The sequence below is a fragment of the Bacteroides sp. NSJ-39 genome (genome assembly GCF_014287315.1).
Taxonomy (GTDB): domain Bacteria; phylum Bacteroidota; class Bacteroidia; order Bacteroidales; family Bacteroidaceae; genus Bacteroides; species Bacteroides finegoldii.
The window spans coordinates 170,611-186,962 of record NZ_JACOOB010000005.1 but is presented as its reverse complement, the minus strand read 5'-3'; the positions used below and the strand labels follow the sequence as shown (position 1 = coordinate 186,962).

The window sequence follows — 16,352 nt, the reverse complement described above, 5'->3', positions numbered from 1 at the left end:
TCTCGGTGTCAAACGGGTGTTTCCTTTTAAAGGAAACACCCGTTTCCCAGTGTGAAACAAAGTGTTTTTTCAAGATGCGCAAATATAGTGCAAACCTATTAAAATTCAAATAGTTATAAAACTAATGTTTTAATCGGATGTGGTGAATAAAGCTAAATAGAGCATATTTGGGAGTGAGTTATGTTACTTATCTGTTACCTCTTCCAATTTGCCTACTAATCGGATATAAGGCATTAGTTTTCAATATATTGCATTATTCTTCATAACTTCAAATACCTCAACAGTAATTAAATTTGTAACTAAAAAAGTTGAGTTATGAGAAGTACATTCAGAGTGTTGTTTTACACTAAAAATCAATCGATTAAGAATGGTAAAGTACCTGTAATGGGACGTATTACCATCAACAAGACCACAGCTTGCTTTAGCTGTAAGAAGGAGGTGTCTATTTCTTTATGGGACGCCAAAGCTAATAGGGCTAAAGGGAAATCCGAAGAAGCTAGAATGTTAAACCAGGAACTTGATAATGCCAAAGCCCAAATTGCCAAGCATTACCAATACATATGCGATCATGACAGTTTTGTCACAGCCAAGAAAGTCTATAGCCGCTATGTCGGTTTTAAAGAAGATTCCCACACCCTTATGGAGCTTTTCAGGGAACAGCTTGAGTCATACAAGGAGAAAGTAGGCAAGGAAAAGGCAAAAAGCACCTATCTTGGTTTAGTAGCCGATTATAAGAGCGCATTGCTTTTTTTGAAAGACAAAAAGAATGTTGAGGACATTGCACTTGATGAACTTGACAAAGATTTTATTGAAGACTATTATAATTGGATGTTGGGCACATGCGGCTCGGCCAGTTCTACAGCATTCGGACGTGTTAATACCATGAAATGGCTAATGCATATCGCTCAAGAGAAAGGTTTAATAAAAGTTCATCCCTTCACGGGTTTTGGATGTAAGCCGGGATATAAAAGACGTTCATTTCTCTCTGAAGAAGAACTGCAGAGGCTTATACATGTAGAATTGAGGTATAAACGTCAGCAGGCTATGCGTGACATGCTACTTTTCATGTGCTTCACAGGCCTCGCCTTCGCAGATCTGAAAGCAATTACTTATAAGAATATCCATACAGATTCTGATGGTGGCACATGGCTCATGGGAAACCGTATAAAAACAGGCGTAGCATACGTCGTGAAATTATTACCTATAGCAATTGAACTTGTAGAAAAGTATAAGGGTGATAACAAAAAGAAAGATTCTCCTGATTGCGTTTTCCCCGTCGGTGATTATGAAACCATGAAAAGTAGTTTTAAGGTTTTAGGGAAAAAGTGTGATTGTAATGTAAATATCACCCCTCATATCGGGAGACATACCTTTGCAGTTTTGGCTATATTGAAAGGCATGCCGTTAGAAACTTTGCAAAAAGTATTAGGACACAAATCGATTCTTTCCACACAAGTCTATGCTGAACTGATCAATCCGAAGGTTGGGGAAGATACGGATAGGATGTGCGACAAGATTGGTTCCGTGTATCGCTTGGCCAATTAGAATAAGTATGAAAAAACACCCTTCAGCAAATGTTGAAGGGTGTTTTTCGTATTCAGGCAGGTTGCTTATTTCAAGTAACGCCTGAAATCTTTATAGTTCTTTTTTAGTACCTCGTATAGCCCGCTTTCCGGATAGAGCAGTTTACCCCCGACAGAGGTAATTGAGGTATAAGGTATTGCCTTTTCATCCCGTAGTGTTTGTAATGTACGCTTGGAAACATGAAGCATCCGGCATACCTCATCTCCACTCAGATAATGTTCGTCTGCAATCGTCGGACGTATCCGTGCCGCAGCAGCCTCCAGATTTTTTCCTGTCCGTTTGATCCATCCGGTAAGTTCCTTGAACTCTTCCGAATCTTTAGTGATAATGTCTGCCATACTCTTTATTTTCTTTTTTTGATTAGTCCTTCCTCCAGAATTTGCTGGATGTCCACTTCTTTATAAAAGAATTTTCCACCGATATTAGAATAAGGAATCAGCCCGTTATCCCGGTAAGTCTGCAGTGCCCTTTTGGAAATATTGAGAGCCAGGCACACATCCTGCGCATCCAGTCACTTGTCCGGTGTTACGGGGGCTATTTTCTTTTGAAAGTCCATCATTTGCACGGACAGCATACTTAGTTGTTTCTTCAAGTCCTGATAAGCACTTGTTTCGATAATTGTCAGTTCCATGATTTATAAATTAAATTGTGAATAATGAAATTGGGTGCAAGATAAAGGGAATATTACTATAAATCAATCGTTTAGTTTCCAGTGTCGTTAATAGTCATTAATAGTCATTTTTTGTCAGCGTAGCTTTTCTTATACTTTTTATTTAACGGGGGAGTCGTGAAATCCGACATCCCTTATACAAATGGTAACTCTTTCATCTTTTTTCCTTTTTTGCCCTGCCACATTTCTTTATGATATGGATTTCTTCGGAGAAATCAGAAATATGAGTATCTTTGGAACGAAATATAGATTTAAATGGCAGGCAATAGCCTTCCAATTAGATATAGACATAACATTCGCAGAATGTCTCAAGACGGAAATCTGGTAAATTTCAATGAATAGAGGCTTTTTGTGTATTGCTTATGCTATGCTTTGTCATAGCGTGGCTTACACAGCTACTATTCATAGGTTTACCAGAACCTCCGTCTTGGAGTTGGGTAAGGCCACGCTTTCTCAAATACTTCTGCCGAATAATATTTATAGGTTAAATATTATACTTATGGCAAAACTCCAATTACTTGCAATCACTACTCTTGACGGATACCTCTTCGACAGGACTGTTTCTTCCCCTTTGTGGGATAATCCGAACAAATATGGCCTCACCAAAATACGGGAACGTGCTACACAGACTCTCGGGCCGGATGTATCTTTCATCTCATTGACACAATGGAAAAAGAAAAATGAAGGTATTTATTTCATAGAAGCGGCTCCGGATACAATTTCCGTTATAAGCAGCATGTTCAGATACTGGTTGGTGGATGAAATCATCCTTTTTGTCGCACCGTATATCCAAGGGGACGGCATACGTCTGTTTACAGAAATTCCCGGTCCTTCCTCATGGGAAATGACCGGGAACAAATGTTTCAGATCCGGTATTTGCAGGCTGGCCTACAAACGGATTGAATAACCTGCAATTATCTTCTTATCCTGACTGACTTGGTTTAGACAGGCATCTTATATTTCTCCCAATATTTTCTTGCCTTGTCCGGTCCTATCCAGTTCCGTTGGTCATCGATTCCCCTGTCCGAGAGTTGTTTCCTGACCAGCTTCTGGATATCAATCTCCCCTTTGGCTATCTTGATCAGCAGTTCGGAAGCAATCGTATTCAGCATTAAGTCCGGATTCAGTTCATCCGGTATCTCTTCCATTTCTTTTTTCATAAGTCGCTTCTTTATTTTTTAGGTTTATTATCCTTGAAAGTCATCTCAATCCTGTAATTGTCATCCAGCTCGAGTGATGCCTCATACTTCTTTCCTTTCTTGCTGGTAAACTTCAGATATCCGGTACGTTTCCCCGATAGCAGCAGGAGCATCTGATTATCCGTCAGTTCCCTGCCGTTGAACGTTCTAAATAACAGGAACCCACAATTGGGATCGCTGCATTTGGCGACCTTGTTAAAGACGATAATCGTTTCTGCTCCGCATTTGGGGCAGTTACAATGTGGCAAGTCCGGATGGTTAAGTTTCAGGGCAAGCAGTTCCGAGGTGATTTGTTGGGTATAGGAATTGATGCTCTGAGTAAATGTTTCCGTGGAAACTTTGCCGGTTTCGATTTCATGCAAGGCGCATTCCCACCCTCCGGTCATGCTCACGTTGGCGATCATCTTCTCTTTTACAATATCATATACTTCCAGTCCTTTGGGAGTGGGAATCAGTGACCGTCCGTTTCTTTCCACGTAGTGTCTGGCAATGAGCAGTTCGATGATTCCGGCACGTGTAGCCGGTGTACCCAAGCCGGAATCCTCCATTGCCTCTTTTTCCTTTTCATCGTCCAATGTTCTGCCACAACCTTCCATCGCAGCAAGCAGGCTTGCCTCAGTGAATATGGGCTGCGGTTTGGTTTTCTTGACCAATGTATCAATACCGAGCACGGGCAATATTTCGTCTTCCTGAAATTCGGGCAGAAGACTTCCTTCTTCTTTCTCACTGGGTTCGTTATAGATGCCTCTCCACCCCGGAACTTTGATTTGGCTTCCTTTTATCCCGAAAAGAACGCCGTTACAGTCCGCTTGTACGGATACCGTTTCTTTCAGGCATTTGCCGGAGAAAGCCTCCAACATGCGTCCCGCGATCATGGAATAGATATTCTGCTCGTCAAGGGAAAGCCTCTGGGGATAGTTCTCCGTAATGATTAACGCATGATGGTCCGTCATCTTGCTATCGTCCACACAGTGCCGGTTTAAAGGCTGGTTACAGAGGTTTTCCGCATGCCATGTGAAACGGGGATGTTGCTTAAGCAGGCCGATGAGGGAAGGGACTTGTTCGAAGATGTCTTCTGTGATATAGCTACATCCGGTACGGGGATACGAAATGTAGCCTCCTTCATATAATTTTTGAGCAATGTTCAGCGTCTGTTCTGCGGTCAGTCCGAGTTTGGTATTGGCACTTCGTTGCAGGGCGGTCAGGTCATAAAGTAGCGGAGCTTCTTCTGGAACCTCTTTCTTCTCCACTTGCACCACTTTGGCTGTCGTCTCTTCATACACTTTTTTACGGTCCACATCGAGTTTTTCCGGTGTATCATATTTCCCGGTACAGGTTAAGACGAGTTCTTTCCCTGCTTTCGTTGTCCGTAGCTGTAGCAGATAATAGGGTTTGGCTATAAAATCCCTGTTGTCCAGATATCGACGGCAAATCATGCCAAGTGCCGGTGTCTGTACTCTTCCCAGAGAATAGTTACTCTTGCCTGCAGCCATGCTCAAAGACAGGCTGGCATTCATACCGACGACCCAATCTGATTCTCTCCTGGCTTTAGCGGCACGGTACAGGTTGTCAAACTCCTTACTTGATTTGAGGCTATCAAATCCTTCCCGTATCGATTTTTCTGTCATGGAAGATATCCACAAGCGTTTGGTTTCCTTATGATATCCCAGATATTCAAGCACATATCTCATAATTAACTCTCCTTCCCGCCCTGCATCAGTACAGGATATCACTTGATCAGCCTGACCCAACAGTTTACGGATTACTTCCAATTGTTTCAGAGCCGTCGGATCAGCCTTGTATCCATCTTCGGTTTTAATCTGACGGACAACCAGTTTGAACGGGTCGGGAATAATAGGCAGCATCTCCTTTTCCACATGGACAATGCCGTAGTCTTGAGGCAGGGCCAATGCCAACAGATGGTCGTAAGTTCATGTGACGGCATATCCGTTCCCACTCAAGTATCCTTCCTGTTTCTCCGTTACGCCCAGGACCCGGGCAATGCTGCGTGCCACCGAGGGCTTCTCACAAATACAAATTGTTTTCATGTTACTTTCTTTTTTAATATGAATGACTATTTAATTTTTACACTCTTGACCTTTGATTTTTCTTTCCGTACCCTTTTCTTCGGTTCTTTGGGAATGGAGAGCTTCTCTTTCTTTTCCGATACTTGTATGCTTTCCGTCAGATTCGGCAGGGGTATTTCCTTTGCCGGAAAACGGCTGATTAAATCCATTGAGATTCCTGACATTCCCGCATTCAGTTTCACCTGATCTGCCGGTTGGAGGTATTTCTCCCCGTTCTTTCCGGTTGCCAGTTCGTACATGACTGTTTCACGGCCCTGGAGGATTCCTTCGTAATTTTGGTAAGGAAGGTTTGATTCAGACAGTCCGTTCTGCTGAAGCATCCCACAAATCTCATCGGGTGGCAATCCTCCGAACTTCCGGTCAAAAGGAGAAGAAAGAATGTACTTGTATGTTGCCAGAAGCTGCTTTTCATGGCTCATATCGGGACATCCTTCATATTCCTGCAGTTGTTTGATTTTCTTTTCAATGCTGTTCAGAGCTTTGAAAGTATGTCTGTCCTTATTCTGAATAGGCATACTACCCATTCGGACCAGTTCCATCTGGATACGGTTCAGGCTGGACGTTTCCCATTTATTCAACAGATTACTGCGATTGCTCCGGTAATCATCCCGGAGGATAGCGATTGGATTTTTGGTACGAAAGAATAATCCGATCCGTTTTCCCCATGAGGGTTCGTGGAGGTTGGACGCGCTCCAGCGGATCGTGTTGAAACGGTAAGTATCCATGAATCTCCTGAAATGATTCCGGCTGGTAAACAGGTTTCTGAAAGTTTGCAGGAATGCTTTCCTTCCGGCAGCCCTGCGGCTACGTGGTATCTCTTTTTCGGGAATGAATGTATTATTTATCAGTTCCATATGCATTATAATTTGGGCTTCGCCTGCTTTTTAACGGAAGCGGTTTTTGTCTTGACCTTTTTCTTTTCATTGCCACAGGACAGTCCGGGCTTGTCTTGCGGTTTTTCGGCTGTTTGAGCTTCTCCTTTCTTAGAAACAACAACAGGCGGGCTTACCCGATGATAGTTCTTCCGGACTCCATCCCTGTTTAACAGTGTTTGCGCCAATGACCTGGCAGCATTTTGTAATTCATCCATCTTCTGCCGGAAAGGATAATCCCGGTACAATTCCTTTTGCCGGGTAATCTCACGGATACCTTTCTCCACAAACAAGAAATCCTTTTTATAGGCAAACGATTCGTCTGCCGGTAAATGGGCGTATCCTCTGGCTGCTATGTCCTGAAGTGTCATAATGTTCCGGTTACGGATAGAGAGTTCCAATGCGCCGGCTGTGACAAACCGGTTGAGATTTTCTCCCGTAGGATGCATGTCGAAAGTGACGGACGGCTTGTAATTCGCCAGAATTTCCATCCCGGCCTGCGGCATGGTGGTCTGATTCCCGTTGGAGAGTTCCAGCATCCGGCGGGAGACGGTTTCTATCCGGTAAATATTCAATGACTCCACATCCTGCAAAGAGCTTGAGTAGAAATTGTCCGCTGTCGATTGCAGGTAATCCCGAAACTTTATAGTCCCGGAAAGTCCGTCATTGAATACGCGGACACCTTGTTCCGTTTCAGCTATGGTGTAGAACTGTTTGGCTTGCTTTCCTGCCGCAATCTTCTCCATCGCATCTTCGTGTGCAATAAAGCACTTATAAGCTGGTGAGTAGTCCAGATCCCGGATATTCTCTGCCGTCAGTTCCCTTTGGCATGCTCTCAAATAAGCCGCTTTCCGTAAAGGTACGGAGTTGTTTTCAGTGATGCCTCCGTAAGAGGCGATGAAACTGAGGGCTTTCTCACTGTCTTTCGCCGGTAGTTCGCTGGTGAAAGGAATATCTTTAGCAGGTATTCCCTCAAAATGCAGCAATAAGTTATCCGGTATGGTTTTCTGATCCATAGCAATCCGGGCGGTCAGATCCATAAATACCTGAAAAGAGTCCTTATCCGTCGGAACATACGACACGACCATGACAGTCGAGACTTGATTATCCGGCTGTAACACAATAAACAGGCTCTTTAAATCCGCTTTAGCGGTGAATGTATCTTTTATTTTTTCCATCCATGCAGGCATGATAATCAGTTTTAGATGCGGGGATTATGTGACTTGTTCTGACGGGAAGCCGTCTTTCTCTTTTCCGAAGCCGCCGGTCCGGTCAGTTGCAACGGAGGACAGGTCAGTCTGTATCTCAGGCCAAGTATCTTGTCCGCGAGTTGCTGCTGCCTGTTTTGAATATTGTAGAATGCCTTTTCACTATATCCCTTTTTGGATTGCAGTTCGGACATTTCTTGATCCAGCGGTTTAAAATTTCCTTTGTGGGTGAACTCCTTATAGCTTTCATTAGTATTGAAATCAGCCGGTAATCCGTATTCCCGTATAAAGAGCAGGGTGAATATCTCGGCATTCTCCGGCGTTACCGAAAGCCGGTAATCTTCCGTAAACTGTTTGAATGCATGGTATGTCGGCTCTATGGGATAGCCGCCTTTCTTCAACAGCTCGGATTGCTCTATCGGATACAATGGCATTTTCGCCAGCTGCCCGTAGAAAGGATTGGACCGGAAAAGGTCCAGATGCTTCTGCATGTAATGCTCCGTGCTATGGTTCGGGCAGGAAATATAGAATTCTCTGATTCGTCCCAGAGCCTGTACTTCCGGAGTGAAGAAACGGTCAGCCAGATATTGCAGGTAACACTGTTTATAGATGGCTCCTTCATCCGTGGCGGGCAGGTAGACGGCTCCTTTGGGAGTCTGGAGGGAAATGATGGGGTCTATCTCTTTGTTTTGCAGGCTGTCCGGGATAAGCCCGTAATCACGTTTCAGGATATAGGCCGCCTGATCCCGGATCTGTGATTTGACCTTCTCCTGTCCGCCTTTATTTTCAGCCGGAATATTCTGCAGCGCATTGAACTGGGAGTTGAAAGAATTCTTGTGTATGAACGGAATCCTTCTGGTTGTATAGTCTATCCCATAGATTCCTGCGGTTTCCTGTAAGGATAGTAACCGGAGTATCTGGGCATTGGCAATACTGGGGAGCACGTTATAGGAGGAAGCAAACTTGTCATAGGCATCGAATGTCGGTTCTATGCGGTGGCTCCTGTCCAGCCGGGCATTCCGCAGGATAGTCGCATCCAGATATTGTGCTTTCTCCGGCAGAAAAGAGTTTGTATATAAGGAGAAGGCATTGGGAGATGCTTGGAATGCCTTTACCACTTCTGCGTCCGGACGGGTCAGCTTGTACAGGTTGACAAACTCCGGTTTCTCTTCGTCCGTAATGAAGAAACGGTCGGCCAGATGTTGCATATAGGCATGGCAGCATGTCTTTCCAAAGCCGGAATATTCGAACAGAAGCACTCCTTTGGCGGTTTCCACGGCGGTCAGGGTTTCCGACGGATCGTCGTGGAGAGTATCCTGTGCCAGCGCGAACCGTTTGGCTTCCGGCTGTACAAGCAGGTGGTCGGCAAGTCCGCTGGCTACCAGCATGGGCAGGCTTTTTTCTTCATCGTGAGAATGCAGGTATTCCAGTCCGCGCAATGAGACATTGCCCTGCATGCTTCCTCCGTTCCGGGTGATGAATTTTTGTACCAAGCTGTTATCCTTGTCAAAGAGCCGGATATCCGGGTAGCTTACTCCTGCCGGAAACTGGTAGCGGCACAGATAAAGATCCGGCAAGTGGCTTTGGACAAGGGACGGCTTGTACATTTCCCTTTGCCGCTGGAGGTATTCGGTGAATCGTTGATTCATCATCGATACTTCTTTCTCCGGCATCAGGTGCATCTCCAGTTGTCGGGGTTGCCCTTCCAAGTCCTGGGTAACAAAGAAAATCATAATGTTTGAAATCTCTTGCTTTTGCATACGATTGAAATTTAAAATAGTTACATGGTGATACTTCTACTCTTTTTCTTTTCCTGTTTGGGCGGTTCATAGCCCCGTACCGCATAGTCCGTCTGTAGGATTCTCTTTGCCGTATCCTTGATGGTCCGTTCAAGTGCATTTTTCAGCAGTGTGCCATCCTGCTTCCCCACATAAGACAGCCTGATCCGTTCATCCAGGGAGACAAAGCTGTTTTGATGGTTGAACCGGCTGTCTTTTTCCAAATTCCCGATTTGCCCGGTCTTGCAGATCCGGTCGAGTACGCCTATGTTATAATTCTTCTGGCTCTTGCCCAGATTCAACTTTTCGGCCAGTTGGTTATAACATTCCAAAGAGGGAGCCATGCTGCATTCTACCGCCGGGGTATAGTTGGCTATCATATTTGAATCCAGGAAATGAGCCTTTTGGGGAAGGTATATCTTTTTTAAGCCATGTTCAAACATGTTCGAACACTTTGACGCCTCTTTGATCAGATTGATATTGGAAGTGCTGAAATAATATATTTGCAGTTTATCCGCATCCCTGTAAACCGGCGAGAAGAAATTATCGCCAATATGCTGCAGGTATTTCTGCGCACACTGTATCCCCCTGCCGGTATCATTGAACATCAGGACTCCCTGGTTCGTATTTATTGCAGTAATCACCCTGTTGTAGATATCTTTTTCCTTTTCTTGATGGAATGCGCGGTAAGCGTTCAGTTGTTTTTTCAGCAGGGGATTGTCTTTGGCCTTTTGAAGCATTCTCTGGATGCTATCCACATTATGGATGCCATAAGGAGATGTATTCTCGTAAACGAAGGCGATATCCCGCAATGGGAAATGAGTTGCACAAGACAGTCCTCCGTTATGGGTCATGTCCTTGATGAACCTTTCAATGTTCCCCGGTTGTACAGCACCCTGATATGGTATTAAATAGACTTCTTCCTTAGGAATGTAGGAGCCTTTCAAGGCCAGTTCTGCCTGCCCGAAAAGAAATTTGCCGCCATCTGAATTGATGCCATAACGATTCTCTATGGTCTGGAAATGTTCAATCTGCCTGTTGCTGTTCAAATTGAAACCAATGTATGTACTCATATTATTTTATGGTTTAGATGAATGGTTGATTAAGATAGTCTATGCCGTTTCGACGGGTCGGGAACTTTTTTATTCTTCATTTTCTGCTCCATTTTCTGTTTTTCTTCCAGGTCTATAGTCCATGGAAAACAGGTCATGATCTTGTCCGGGCAGCAAAGGGAGATTCTTTTTTGTTTCATGGACTCATCATCCAGCCGGATATAGACAAAGTAATCCAGTTCCCCTTTTCCGGTTTCTTCAATGGCTGTTACTGTTCCTTTATAGGGAACAACGGGAGTTTCCTCTTCCGGATCGTTCTCTACAATCCGCGCTCCGAGGTACATCTGACTTTTAGGTATCATATCGCTTTATTTTAAACGGTTATTGTTATGTCTGTTCTTATTCTCAGTCTTTTTAACGGTATTCTTCTCTTCCGGCAGCGGACAGAGCAGTCCGTCCTTTATCACGTATGTCCTGACGCCGAAGGGCTTGGAGGAACCCTCAATTCTGCCCTGCTCAAAGTCGGCCTTGCAAAAAAGGAGATGCCTTGTCGCCTCCTTGTTGTTTTCCGGGAGATACAGTGCGTATCCCGAAGCCAGTGCCGTCTTTTGAACTTCATTCAGTTTTCGGCTTCCGACGGTGAAGGTAACGGTGGAGTCATTCAACATATTCTCAAGGGAACGGTGCCCTCTCACATCGAAATCCCTTTTCAAAATTCCATCGGCAGCCTTCCGGATTTCCGTAGACAACCGCTTGAACTTTCCCGTATCGAATTCGCCGGCAGATTTAACCTGCGTGACTTTTTCAAATTCCTTGGCATACGGCAGCAGTTCATTGAAATAGGTAAACGGTTGTTCATGAATATTCATATAACCGTTACGCATGACGGTCAGCAGCCGGTAAATGTCATGGTTCTCCCGGCTGATGGAAACCTGCGTATCCTTATTGAAATGCCAGTCGGTGGCGAATTTTATAAAATCCCCGGCTGTCGCTTCCATCGAATGGTAGCATACCGGTTTTAAACTGTCGATGAATTCTTTGGGCAGTTCGTCAAGACCGATATAGGATGCCGGATAAAAATCGAAGGAATAATCCAGTTCCATCGGTTTGCACGGCTTGTAAGCGGCATCTATGAGAGGAACCAGGTTCTTGTCCATGAACGTACTGTCGTAGACGGCCAGATGGCCGGTATCGTAGTGCGGGTCGAAGTAATGGTCCGTGATGTACCGGATGCACTCCCTGAATCCGTTCCTGCCGATCTCGTTACCGGAAAAGATAAGGTATCCGAAGTCATTCTCCACCACTTTTAAGGGGAATGTGTACCGCGGCTGGCACCGGTACAATGTCCTTTTTTCCTGTTGCTGTAATCGAAACTCCAAGTATGCGGGTTCCTGCATGAGATACTTCTTCAATATGCCGCCGTCCGGTTCATTCTTGTATTTATAGGTATAGACCGCATCACGCAGGGAAATGCGTTTGGCAGGGGGAATGCAGTGTTCTTGAAAATACGGCAGCAGTTCCTTGCTGATATATTCCTCGAAAGGGGTATGGGTATCTACCGGTGGAACCTGCCTCATGTTCGCCAGGTCAAACCGGAGCAGTTCCGTATCCGGAATATAGGGGCAGCACTCCGCTTCCTTGATATTGTCAATCAGGAATTTGCGGAACAGGCTGTCCGCATCTCCTTTCTGAATGAATGTGAGGGCATTTCGGGGCTGGTGGGGAGAGTACTGATGGTAACGGTCCATACCGACAAAAATACTTCCCGGCTTGTCGGGATCGAAAAAAGGATTTTCCATTTGGTTTCTCTTGTCCATATTTCTACAATTTAGGGTGGGTATTTCTTTTCTTTTTCACGTCCTGCTTTTTATTCAAAGCCTTTTCGATGACTGTTTTCACTTTGAACACCTGTTTGTTCGCAGGAGGATCCTTAGAAAATACGATCCGGGTGAAATCCCCGTTTATCCATGCATAGGCATGGGACGGGTTGCTTTTTGCCTCTCCCGGCAGGAAGAGTCCGTGCCCTGCCGCCAATACTTGCCGGTGAGGGGTAAAGAGCCGGACACCGTCTACGGTGACACATTCCATCGGGTCGCGGAGGATGTTCCCAACAGTCCGGTGTCCACGCACATCGTAATACTGCTTGAGGAGTTTGTCCAGCAAGGCTTTATCCTGGCCGGTTTCTTCTATCTGCTGCCGGATATCCGATGCTGTACCTTGTTTGGAAAGCTCCAGTAATTTACGGTCCTTGCTTTCTATTTCCTCCAAAATATCAGCGATATTACGGTTGCGATGGCTGCTGGTACAATGCATATTGTGGCAGAAACTACCGAAATCCTCCCAGGTCGGCTTCATCTCATTCCGGTAGACCAGCTCCATTTCCGGTGTCTTATCCATCTGCAGGTAAGCATATTCCGGGTACAGGCCTTCACCCGGATTGACATAGGATCCATCCTTTAGGACTCCTTCTGCCCGGTAAACATTTACCGGACCAAGATTGAAATGGGGATCGAAGTAATGGTCTGCCATAAATTGCAGAAAGTCCTGCCTGTTTTTCTGTCCTTCCGTCGTATCAGTAAAGAACACAAAGCCATGGGCTGTCTCTATGGCTGTATAGGATTGTTCAGGTTGCTTCATATCATTACATTTTGAGGGAATTGTTCCTTTTCGTTTTCGATACCTTTTTCAAAGCCGGTACATATGGAATGATTTTGCCGTTTTTCTCCTGATACACGGTCTTGTTTACGGGAGATTTGGTATATGCCATTACCCGGTTGCATGTCTTTTCGGCATGGAGGAAATGTAAATCTGGCATTGACTTGGATATTTGGGGACAGTAGATCCACTTTCCTTCCAGCAAGGCTTGCCTCATGGCTTCGCCGGCATCGGTTCCATTGATGAGAAACGGGACGCTCCTGTCATTCAGTGTCCTTTCCAATGTACGGTGTCCACGGACATCGAAATCCGTCAGAAGGATATTCTTCGCTTTCCAACGCATGTCATCCAGCACATCTGACAAATCTGGCCCCGAGGACTGTCCGTTGATACAGTCGTCTATCCGGGTGACATACTCCTGAAAGACATTCCGGTATCCGAAATCGGGATCATTTATTATATCCCGCTTGAATCCGTTCTCCATCAGATACAACAGTTTGCTGATATCCGCATTGTTACGGCTCGCAGGACATCCGGCAAATTCATTCAGGCGGAGAAATTCAGAAGCGCTCGGCTCCATGTCCGTTTCAAACGCCAGTTTCCACTGTTTCCTGTCACGGAAAGCCTCTTTTGAGAATACAGCATTATCAAAATCATATTCCCCTTTTCCGCTTTGGGGATTCTTCCGGTAGCAGGCATCCACCAAAGGACAGATATCGTCGGACAGGCAGTTGACGTTGTATTGCCTGACAGGACCGGGTTCGCCATGAACCCAGAAATAATTGCCGGATAACTGTTGGTAAAAGCTCTTCAATCCCTCCCGTCCCATTTTGGTATCACTGAAAAACAAGATTCCTTTGGACGTTTCCACAGCATGCAGCGGTAATTTGTAAACCGGATTATAATCATACCTGGCAGCCAGCTCATCCTGCTTCTGATGAAAATGGACCAGCTCGTCCAACTGCTGTGTGGTCAGTTTCGGAAGTTCTCCCGATATCATGAGGATATCGCTGCGTGACTGCGCAAACAGGACATTTCTCAGATTGGTACTTATTAGAGGAGCCAGTCCCTTTTCCCGGATATAGGGTAGTAATACCTGATTGATATATTCCTTTTTGGAAATATCTCCGGAGATAGCCGGTACATCCGTCATCTTCGGGAATGAATAGATTTCCAGACGGGTATTCGGTACGAAGGCGGAGTATTTGGCTTTTATCGATTGTTGGCTGAACAAGGCCATAAACGTATAGACAGGGTCTTGCCTGTCGGGATTGGCAGGATAAAGCATATAGGAGGATTCTGCATGGGGTTTCTCCTTGCCGGTTTCATAACCGACAAGGAGCTGGCCTTCACCGTCTTTCCTGAAAAGCTCGTCCAATAGTTTGGGATCATCAGAAATATAGGTTGCCATTTTTCTTACATTTTAGGTGTGATGGACGGTTTACGGGTACGCGGTTTCTTTTCCGCTTGCTGTGAGGCTTCCTCTTTTTTCCGGGGTTTTCCGGCTACTTGTACCGGTGCATGGGGCTGCTGCTGGCTTCCGTCTTGTTCCTGACCTTGTTTCTGTGCCTCTTCCAACTTCTTGGTGCTTCTTTCCCAGAGGAATTCCACCCCTCGCTCGGCGGCACTCATCTGGATGGAGGTGGCATAAAATTTTCCATTATCAGACTTGAAACGGATCGGTACTTCCTCACCGCGCACGGCAGCATCGTATTCTTTCGGAGAAAGCGTATAATCTTTCACCTTACGCGGAATGCGTGCCTGCTCTACGGGCATATGGAACAATTCATTGGTCACCGGGTCTTTGGAAAGGTAGCAGGATTTGGTTTCTTTGGTACGGTAGTCAATGACTACATCCACCGCCTTGCCGAGATTGCCGGTCTGGTTCAGGGCCTTGAGGTCTTCTTCCGTCAGGACATGTCCCCTGTAGTCTTCCCCGATCTTGGGAGCCTGACGGATGTAGTGGATGTCGAACTTGACAGCTCCGTTCTCGTCGCGGAACAGGGAGAGTTTGGCATCCCCGTTTTCACGCCCCAGCTCGGAATTTTTTGCCACACGGAAAGCGATAGCGGAAGTCTTTCCCTGCAACATTCTTTCGAGGCTGTCCTTTGCGTTCTTCAGTCCGTCCGGGGTAATGCCGTATTTGGCGGCCTGTTCCCAATTCACTTCCCGCTCGTTGAAGCGATGGTTATTATACACCCTGGTCGAAGCCAGTTCCCTTCTGACTGCTTCGTTCTGTGGTTCCTGCGCCGCTTCGATCTTTTCTTTGGCCTGCTCTACGAGCGTTTCCTTCGGCATGTTGTAGAGGGAGTAACGACCGGGATTATTGTACTGGTAGAGAAAATTCTTCCCGAAGTTGGTGAAGAAGTTTCCACGTTGGTCCACTTTGATAAACTGGTCCCTGTTCGCCTCGTTAGCTTCGAGCGTTTCCAGCTCTCCGTTCGCTGCGATTCCTTTTACACCTTTGGCTTTCTGCTCTTTCTTGTCATACGCCATCAAATACCCGTGTTCCGGGGTTGCTTCCTTGTTTTCAGGAGCTAAATTCACATCGTTCATATACGTTAATTTTAAAGATTAATGAATCATTTACGAGGGTAAAATTACTATCTTTGTCATTAAATAGTTTGATTATGAGGAAGTTGTCATTAATTGTCATGTTCTGTCACTTATTGTCATGTCCGGCTTTTGCACAGTCCCCGTCAAAGGGATATAAAGCCGGACTCAGTGCTGTCATCTACCGTATCCACTCTGCCCGGCAGTGAAAGTCTTTCATATGAGACAGCCGGTTGCCGGTTACCGTACTGGCCGATTATCCTATTCTGTATCCATTGAATGAAAGTCGGAGGAGGTATGCCGTTTCTTCCGGTTTCGGTATAAGGATGCATCCGGTGAAAAAGAAAAGGATACTCCATGCCGGAGTGGATCTTGCCGCACCCTATGGCACGCCGGTCTATGCTTCAGGAAGCGGGAAAGTCGTTGAAGCCAGGTATAGCAGCAGTTACGGCTGGTACATCGAAATCCGGCACGCGGGCGGCTTTTCCACGTTGTATGCACACTTGAGCAAATTGCATGTGAGGAAAGGGAGCGATGTACGCATAGGTCGGCATATCGGCAATGTCGGTCATACCGGCATAGCGACCGGCAACCATCTGCATTTTGAACTGAGAAAAAACGGGAAGCCGCAGAATCCGTTGCAGTGGGTGATACTAAAGGATTCCCGTTCTAAAAAGAGTCATTAATTTAATCC

17 protein-coding genes are annotated in these 16,352 nt (G+C 45.6%); 4 read left to right on the top strand and 13 right to left on the bottom strand.

The window, feature by feature from the left end:
• Positions 1–315: 315 nt before the first annotated feature.
• On the top strand, positions 316–1,545 hold the full coding sequence (locus tag H8S63_RS08065; protein WP_004311878.1) for a site-specific integrase: 1,230 nt from the start codon (positions 316–318) through the stop codon (positions 1,543–1,545).
• A 65-nt stretch (positions 1,546–1,610) separates the two neighbouring features.
• On the opposite strand, the gene H8S63_RS08060 is transcribed toward H8S63_RS08065, so the two are convergent.
• On the bottom strand, positions 1,611–1,922 hold the full coding sequence (locus H8S63_RS08060) for a helix-turn-helix domain-containing protein (protein ID WP_004311879.1): 312 nt from the start codon (positions 1,920–1,922) through the stop codon (positions 1,611–1,613).
• A gap of 5 nt (positions 1,923–1,927) precedes the next feature.
• Entirely contained in the window at positions 1,928–2,095 is a 168-nt protein-coding gene (locus H8S63_RS08055) for a helix-turn-helix domain-containing protein (RefSeq protein WP_008771129.1), read from the bottom strand.
• A 658-nt stretch (positions 2,096–2,753) separates the two neighbouring features.
• Between H8S63_RS08055 and H8S63_RS08050 the strand changes: the two genes are divergently transcribed.
• A complete protein-coding gene (locus H8S63_RS08050; protein ID WP_004311882.1) occupies positions 2,754–3,161 on the top strand; it encodes a deaminase in 408 nt (135 codons plus the stop codon).
• 34 nt (positions 3,162–3,195) lie between these two features.
• Here H8S63_RS08050 and H8S63_RS08045 read toward each other — a convergent pair whose 3' ends face one another.
• The 11 genes from H8S63_RS08045 to H8S63_RS07995 all read right to left on the bottom strand — a co-directional run bounded on the left by H8S63_RS08045 (position 3,196) and on the right by H8S63_RS07995 (position 15,661).
• Complete coding sequence (locus H8S63_RS08045; protein ID WP_004318621.1) at positions 3,196–3,414, bottom strand: hypothetical protein; 219 nt, start codon at positions 3,412–3,414, stop codon at positions 3,196–3,198.
• Positions 3,415–3,425: 11 nt separating this feature from the next.
• On the bottom strand, positions 3,426–5,318 hold the full coding sequence (locus H8S63_RS08040; protein WP_005680137.1) for a type IA DNA topoisomerase: 1,893 nt from the start codon (positions 5,316–5,318) through the stop codon (positions 3,426–3,428).
• A gap of 209 nt (positions 5,319–5,527) precedes the next feature.
• A complete protein-coding gene (locus H8S63_RS08035; protein WP_004318625.1) occupies positions 5,528–6,400 on the bottom strand; it encodes a hypothetical protein in 873 nt (290 codons plus the stop codon).
• Positions 6,400–7,602, bottom strand: coding sequence for a DUF6047 family protein (locus H8S63_RS08030; RefSeq protein ID WP_004315703.1), 1,203 nt, complete (start codon positions 7,600–7,602; stop codon positions 6,400–6,402). Before H8S63_RS08030 ends, H8S63_RS08035 begins: the two co-directional genes overlap by 1 nt.
• 11 nt (positions 7,603–7,613) lie before the next feature.
• Positions 7,614–9,380: a DUF6047 family protein gene (locus tag H8S63_RS08025; RefSeq protein WP_004311887.1), complete on the bottom strand. Its 1,767-nt coding sequence runs from the start codon at positions 9,378–9,380 to the stop codon at positions 7,614–7,616.
• A 20-nt stretch (positions 9,381–9,400) separates the two neighbouring features.
• Positions 9,401–10,471, bottom strand: a complete 1,071-nt coding sequence (locus tag H8S63_RS08020; RefSeq protein ID WP_004311888.1) for a DUF6047 family protein — start codon at positions 10,469–10,471, stop codon at positions 9,401–9,403.
• Positions 10,472–10,500: 29 nt separating this feature from the next.
• On the bottom strand, positions 10,501–10,812 hold the full coding sequence (locus H8S63_RS08015; RefSeq protein ID WP_004311889.1) for a hypothetical protein: 312 nt from the start codon (positions 10,810–10,812) through the stop codon (positions 10,501–10,503).
• Between the two features lie 6 nt (positions 10,813–10,818).
• Positions 10,819–12,267, bottom strand: a complete 1,449-nt coding sequence (locus tag H8S63_RS08010) for a DUF6047 family protein (RefSeq protein WP_004318628.1) — start codon at positions 12,265–12,267, stop codon at positions 10,819–10,821.
• Between the two features lie 4 nt (positions 12,268–12,271).
• On the bottom strand, positions 12,272–13,087 hold the full coding sequence (locus H8S63_RS08005) for a DUF6047 family protein (RefSeq protein ID WP_004311891.1): 816 nt from the start codon (positions 13,085–13,087) through the stop codon (positions 12,272–12,274).
• 4 nt (positions 13,088–13,091) lie between these two features.
• Positions 13,092–14,516: a DUF6047 family protein gene (locus H8S63_RS08000; RefSeq protein WP_004311892.1), complete on the bottom strand. Its 1,425-nt coding sequence runs from the start codon at positions 14,514–14,516 to the stop codon at positions 13,092–13,094.
• A 5-nt stretch (positions 14,517–14,521) separates the two neighbouring features.
• On the bottom strand, positions 14,522–15,661 hold the full coding sequence (locus tag H8S63_RS07995) for a DUF4099 domain-containing protein (RefSeq protein ID WP_004318630.1): 1,140 nt from the start codon (positions 15,659–15,661) through the stop codon (positions 14,522–14,524).
• 74 nt (positions 15,662–15,735) lie between these two features.
• On the opposite strand from H8S63_RS07995, the gene H8S63_RS20045 reads away from it, so the two are divergent.
• The gene (locus H8S63_RS20045) at positions 15,736–15,867 is read left to right on the top strand and encodes a hypothetical protein (protein ID WP_004311894.1); all 132 of its coding nucleotides are present in this window, start codon (positions 15,736–15,738) and stop codon (positions 15,865–15,867) included.
• Positions 15,868–15,891: 24 nt separating this feature from the next.
• On the top strand, positions 15,892–16,344 hold the full coding sequence (locus tag H8S63_RS07990; protein ID WP_008771124.1) for a M23 family metallopeptidase: 453 nt from the start codon (positions 15,892–15,894) through the stop codon (positions 16,342–16,344).
• Positions 16,345–16,352 lie beyond the last annotated feature (8 nt).

Bases quoted from the DNA above. Each gene is read 5' to 3' on its own strand.
- H8S63_RS08015 (WP_004311889.1), bottom strand. From the start codon at position 10,812: ATGATACCTAAAAGTCAGATGTACCTCGGAGCGCGGATTGTAGAGAAC.
- H8S63_RS08000 (WP_004311892.1), bottom strand. From the start codon at position 14,516: ATGGCAACCTATATTTCTGATGATCCCAAACTATTGGACGAGCTTTTC.
- H8S63_RS08040 (WP_005680137.1), bottom strand. From the start codon at position 5,318: ATGCTGCCTATTATTCCCGACCCGTTCAAACTGGTTGTCCGTCAGATT.
- H8S63_RS08060 (WP_004311879.1), bottom strand. From the start codon at position 1,922: ATGGCAGACATTATCACTAAAGATTCGGAAGAGTTCAAGGAACTTACC.
- H8S63_RS08045 (WP_004318621.1), bottom strand. From the start codon at position 3,414: ATGAAAAAAGAAATGGAAGAGATACCGGATGAACTGAATCCGGACTTA.
- H8S63_RS08065 (WP_004311878.1), top strand. From the start codon at position 316: ATGAGAAGTACATTCAGAGTGTTGTTTTACACTAAAAATCAATCGATT.
- H8S63_RS08005 (WP_004311891.1), bottom strand. From the start codon at position 13,087: ATGAAGCAACCTGAACAATCCTATACAGCCATAGAGACAGCCCATGGC.
- H8S63_RS08050 (WP_004311882.1), top strand. From the start codon at position 2,754: ATGGCAAAACTCCAATTACTTGCAATCACTACTCTTGACGGATACCTC.
- H8S63_RS08020 (WP_004311888.1), bottom strand. From the start codon at position 10,471: ATGAGTACATACATTGGTTTCAATTTGAACAGCAACAGGCAGATTGAA.
- H8S63_RS08030 (WP_004315703.1), bottom strand. From the start codon at position 7,602: ATGCCTGCATGGATGGAAAAAATAAAAGATACATTCACCGCTAAAGCG.
- H8S63_RS08010 (WP_004318628.1), bottom strand. From the start codon at position 12,267: ATGGACAAGAGAAACCAAATGGAAAATCCTTTTTTCGATCCCGACAAG.
- H8S63_RS07995 (WP_004318630.1), bottom strand. From the start codon at position 15,661: ATGAACGATGTGAATTTAGCTCCTGAAAACAAGGAAGCAACCCCGGAA.
- H8S63_RS08025 (WP_004311887.1), bottom strand. From the start codon at position 9,380: ATGCAAAAGCAAGAGATTTCAAACATTATGATTTTCTTTGTTACCCAG.
- H8S63_RS20045 (WP_004311894.1), top strand. From the start codon at position 15,736: ATGAGGAAGTTGTCATTAATTGTCATGTTCTGTCACTTATTGTCATGT.
- H8S63_RS08035 (WP_004318625.1), bottom strand. From the start codon at position 6,400: ATGCATATGGAACTGATAAATAATACATTCATTCCCGAAAAAGAGATA.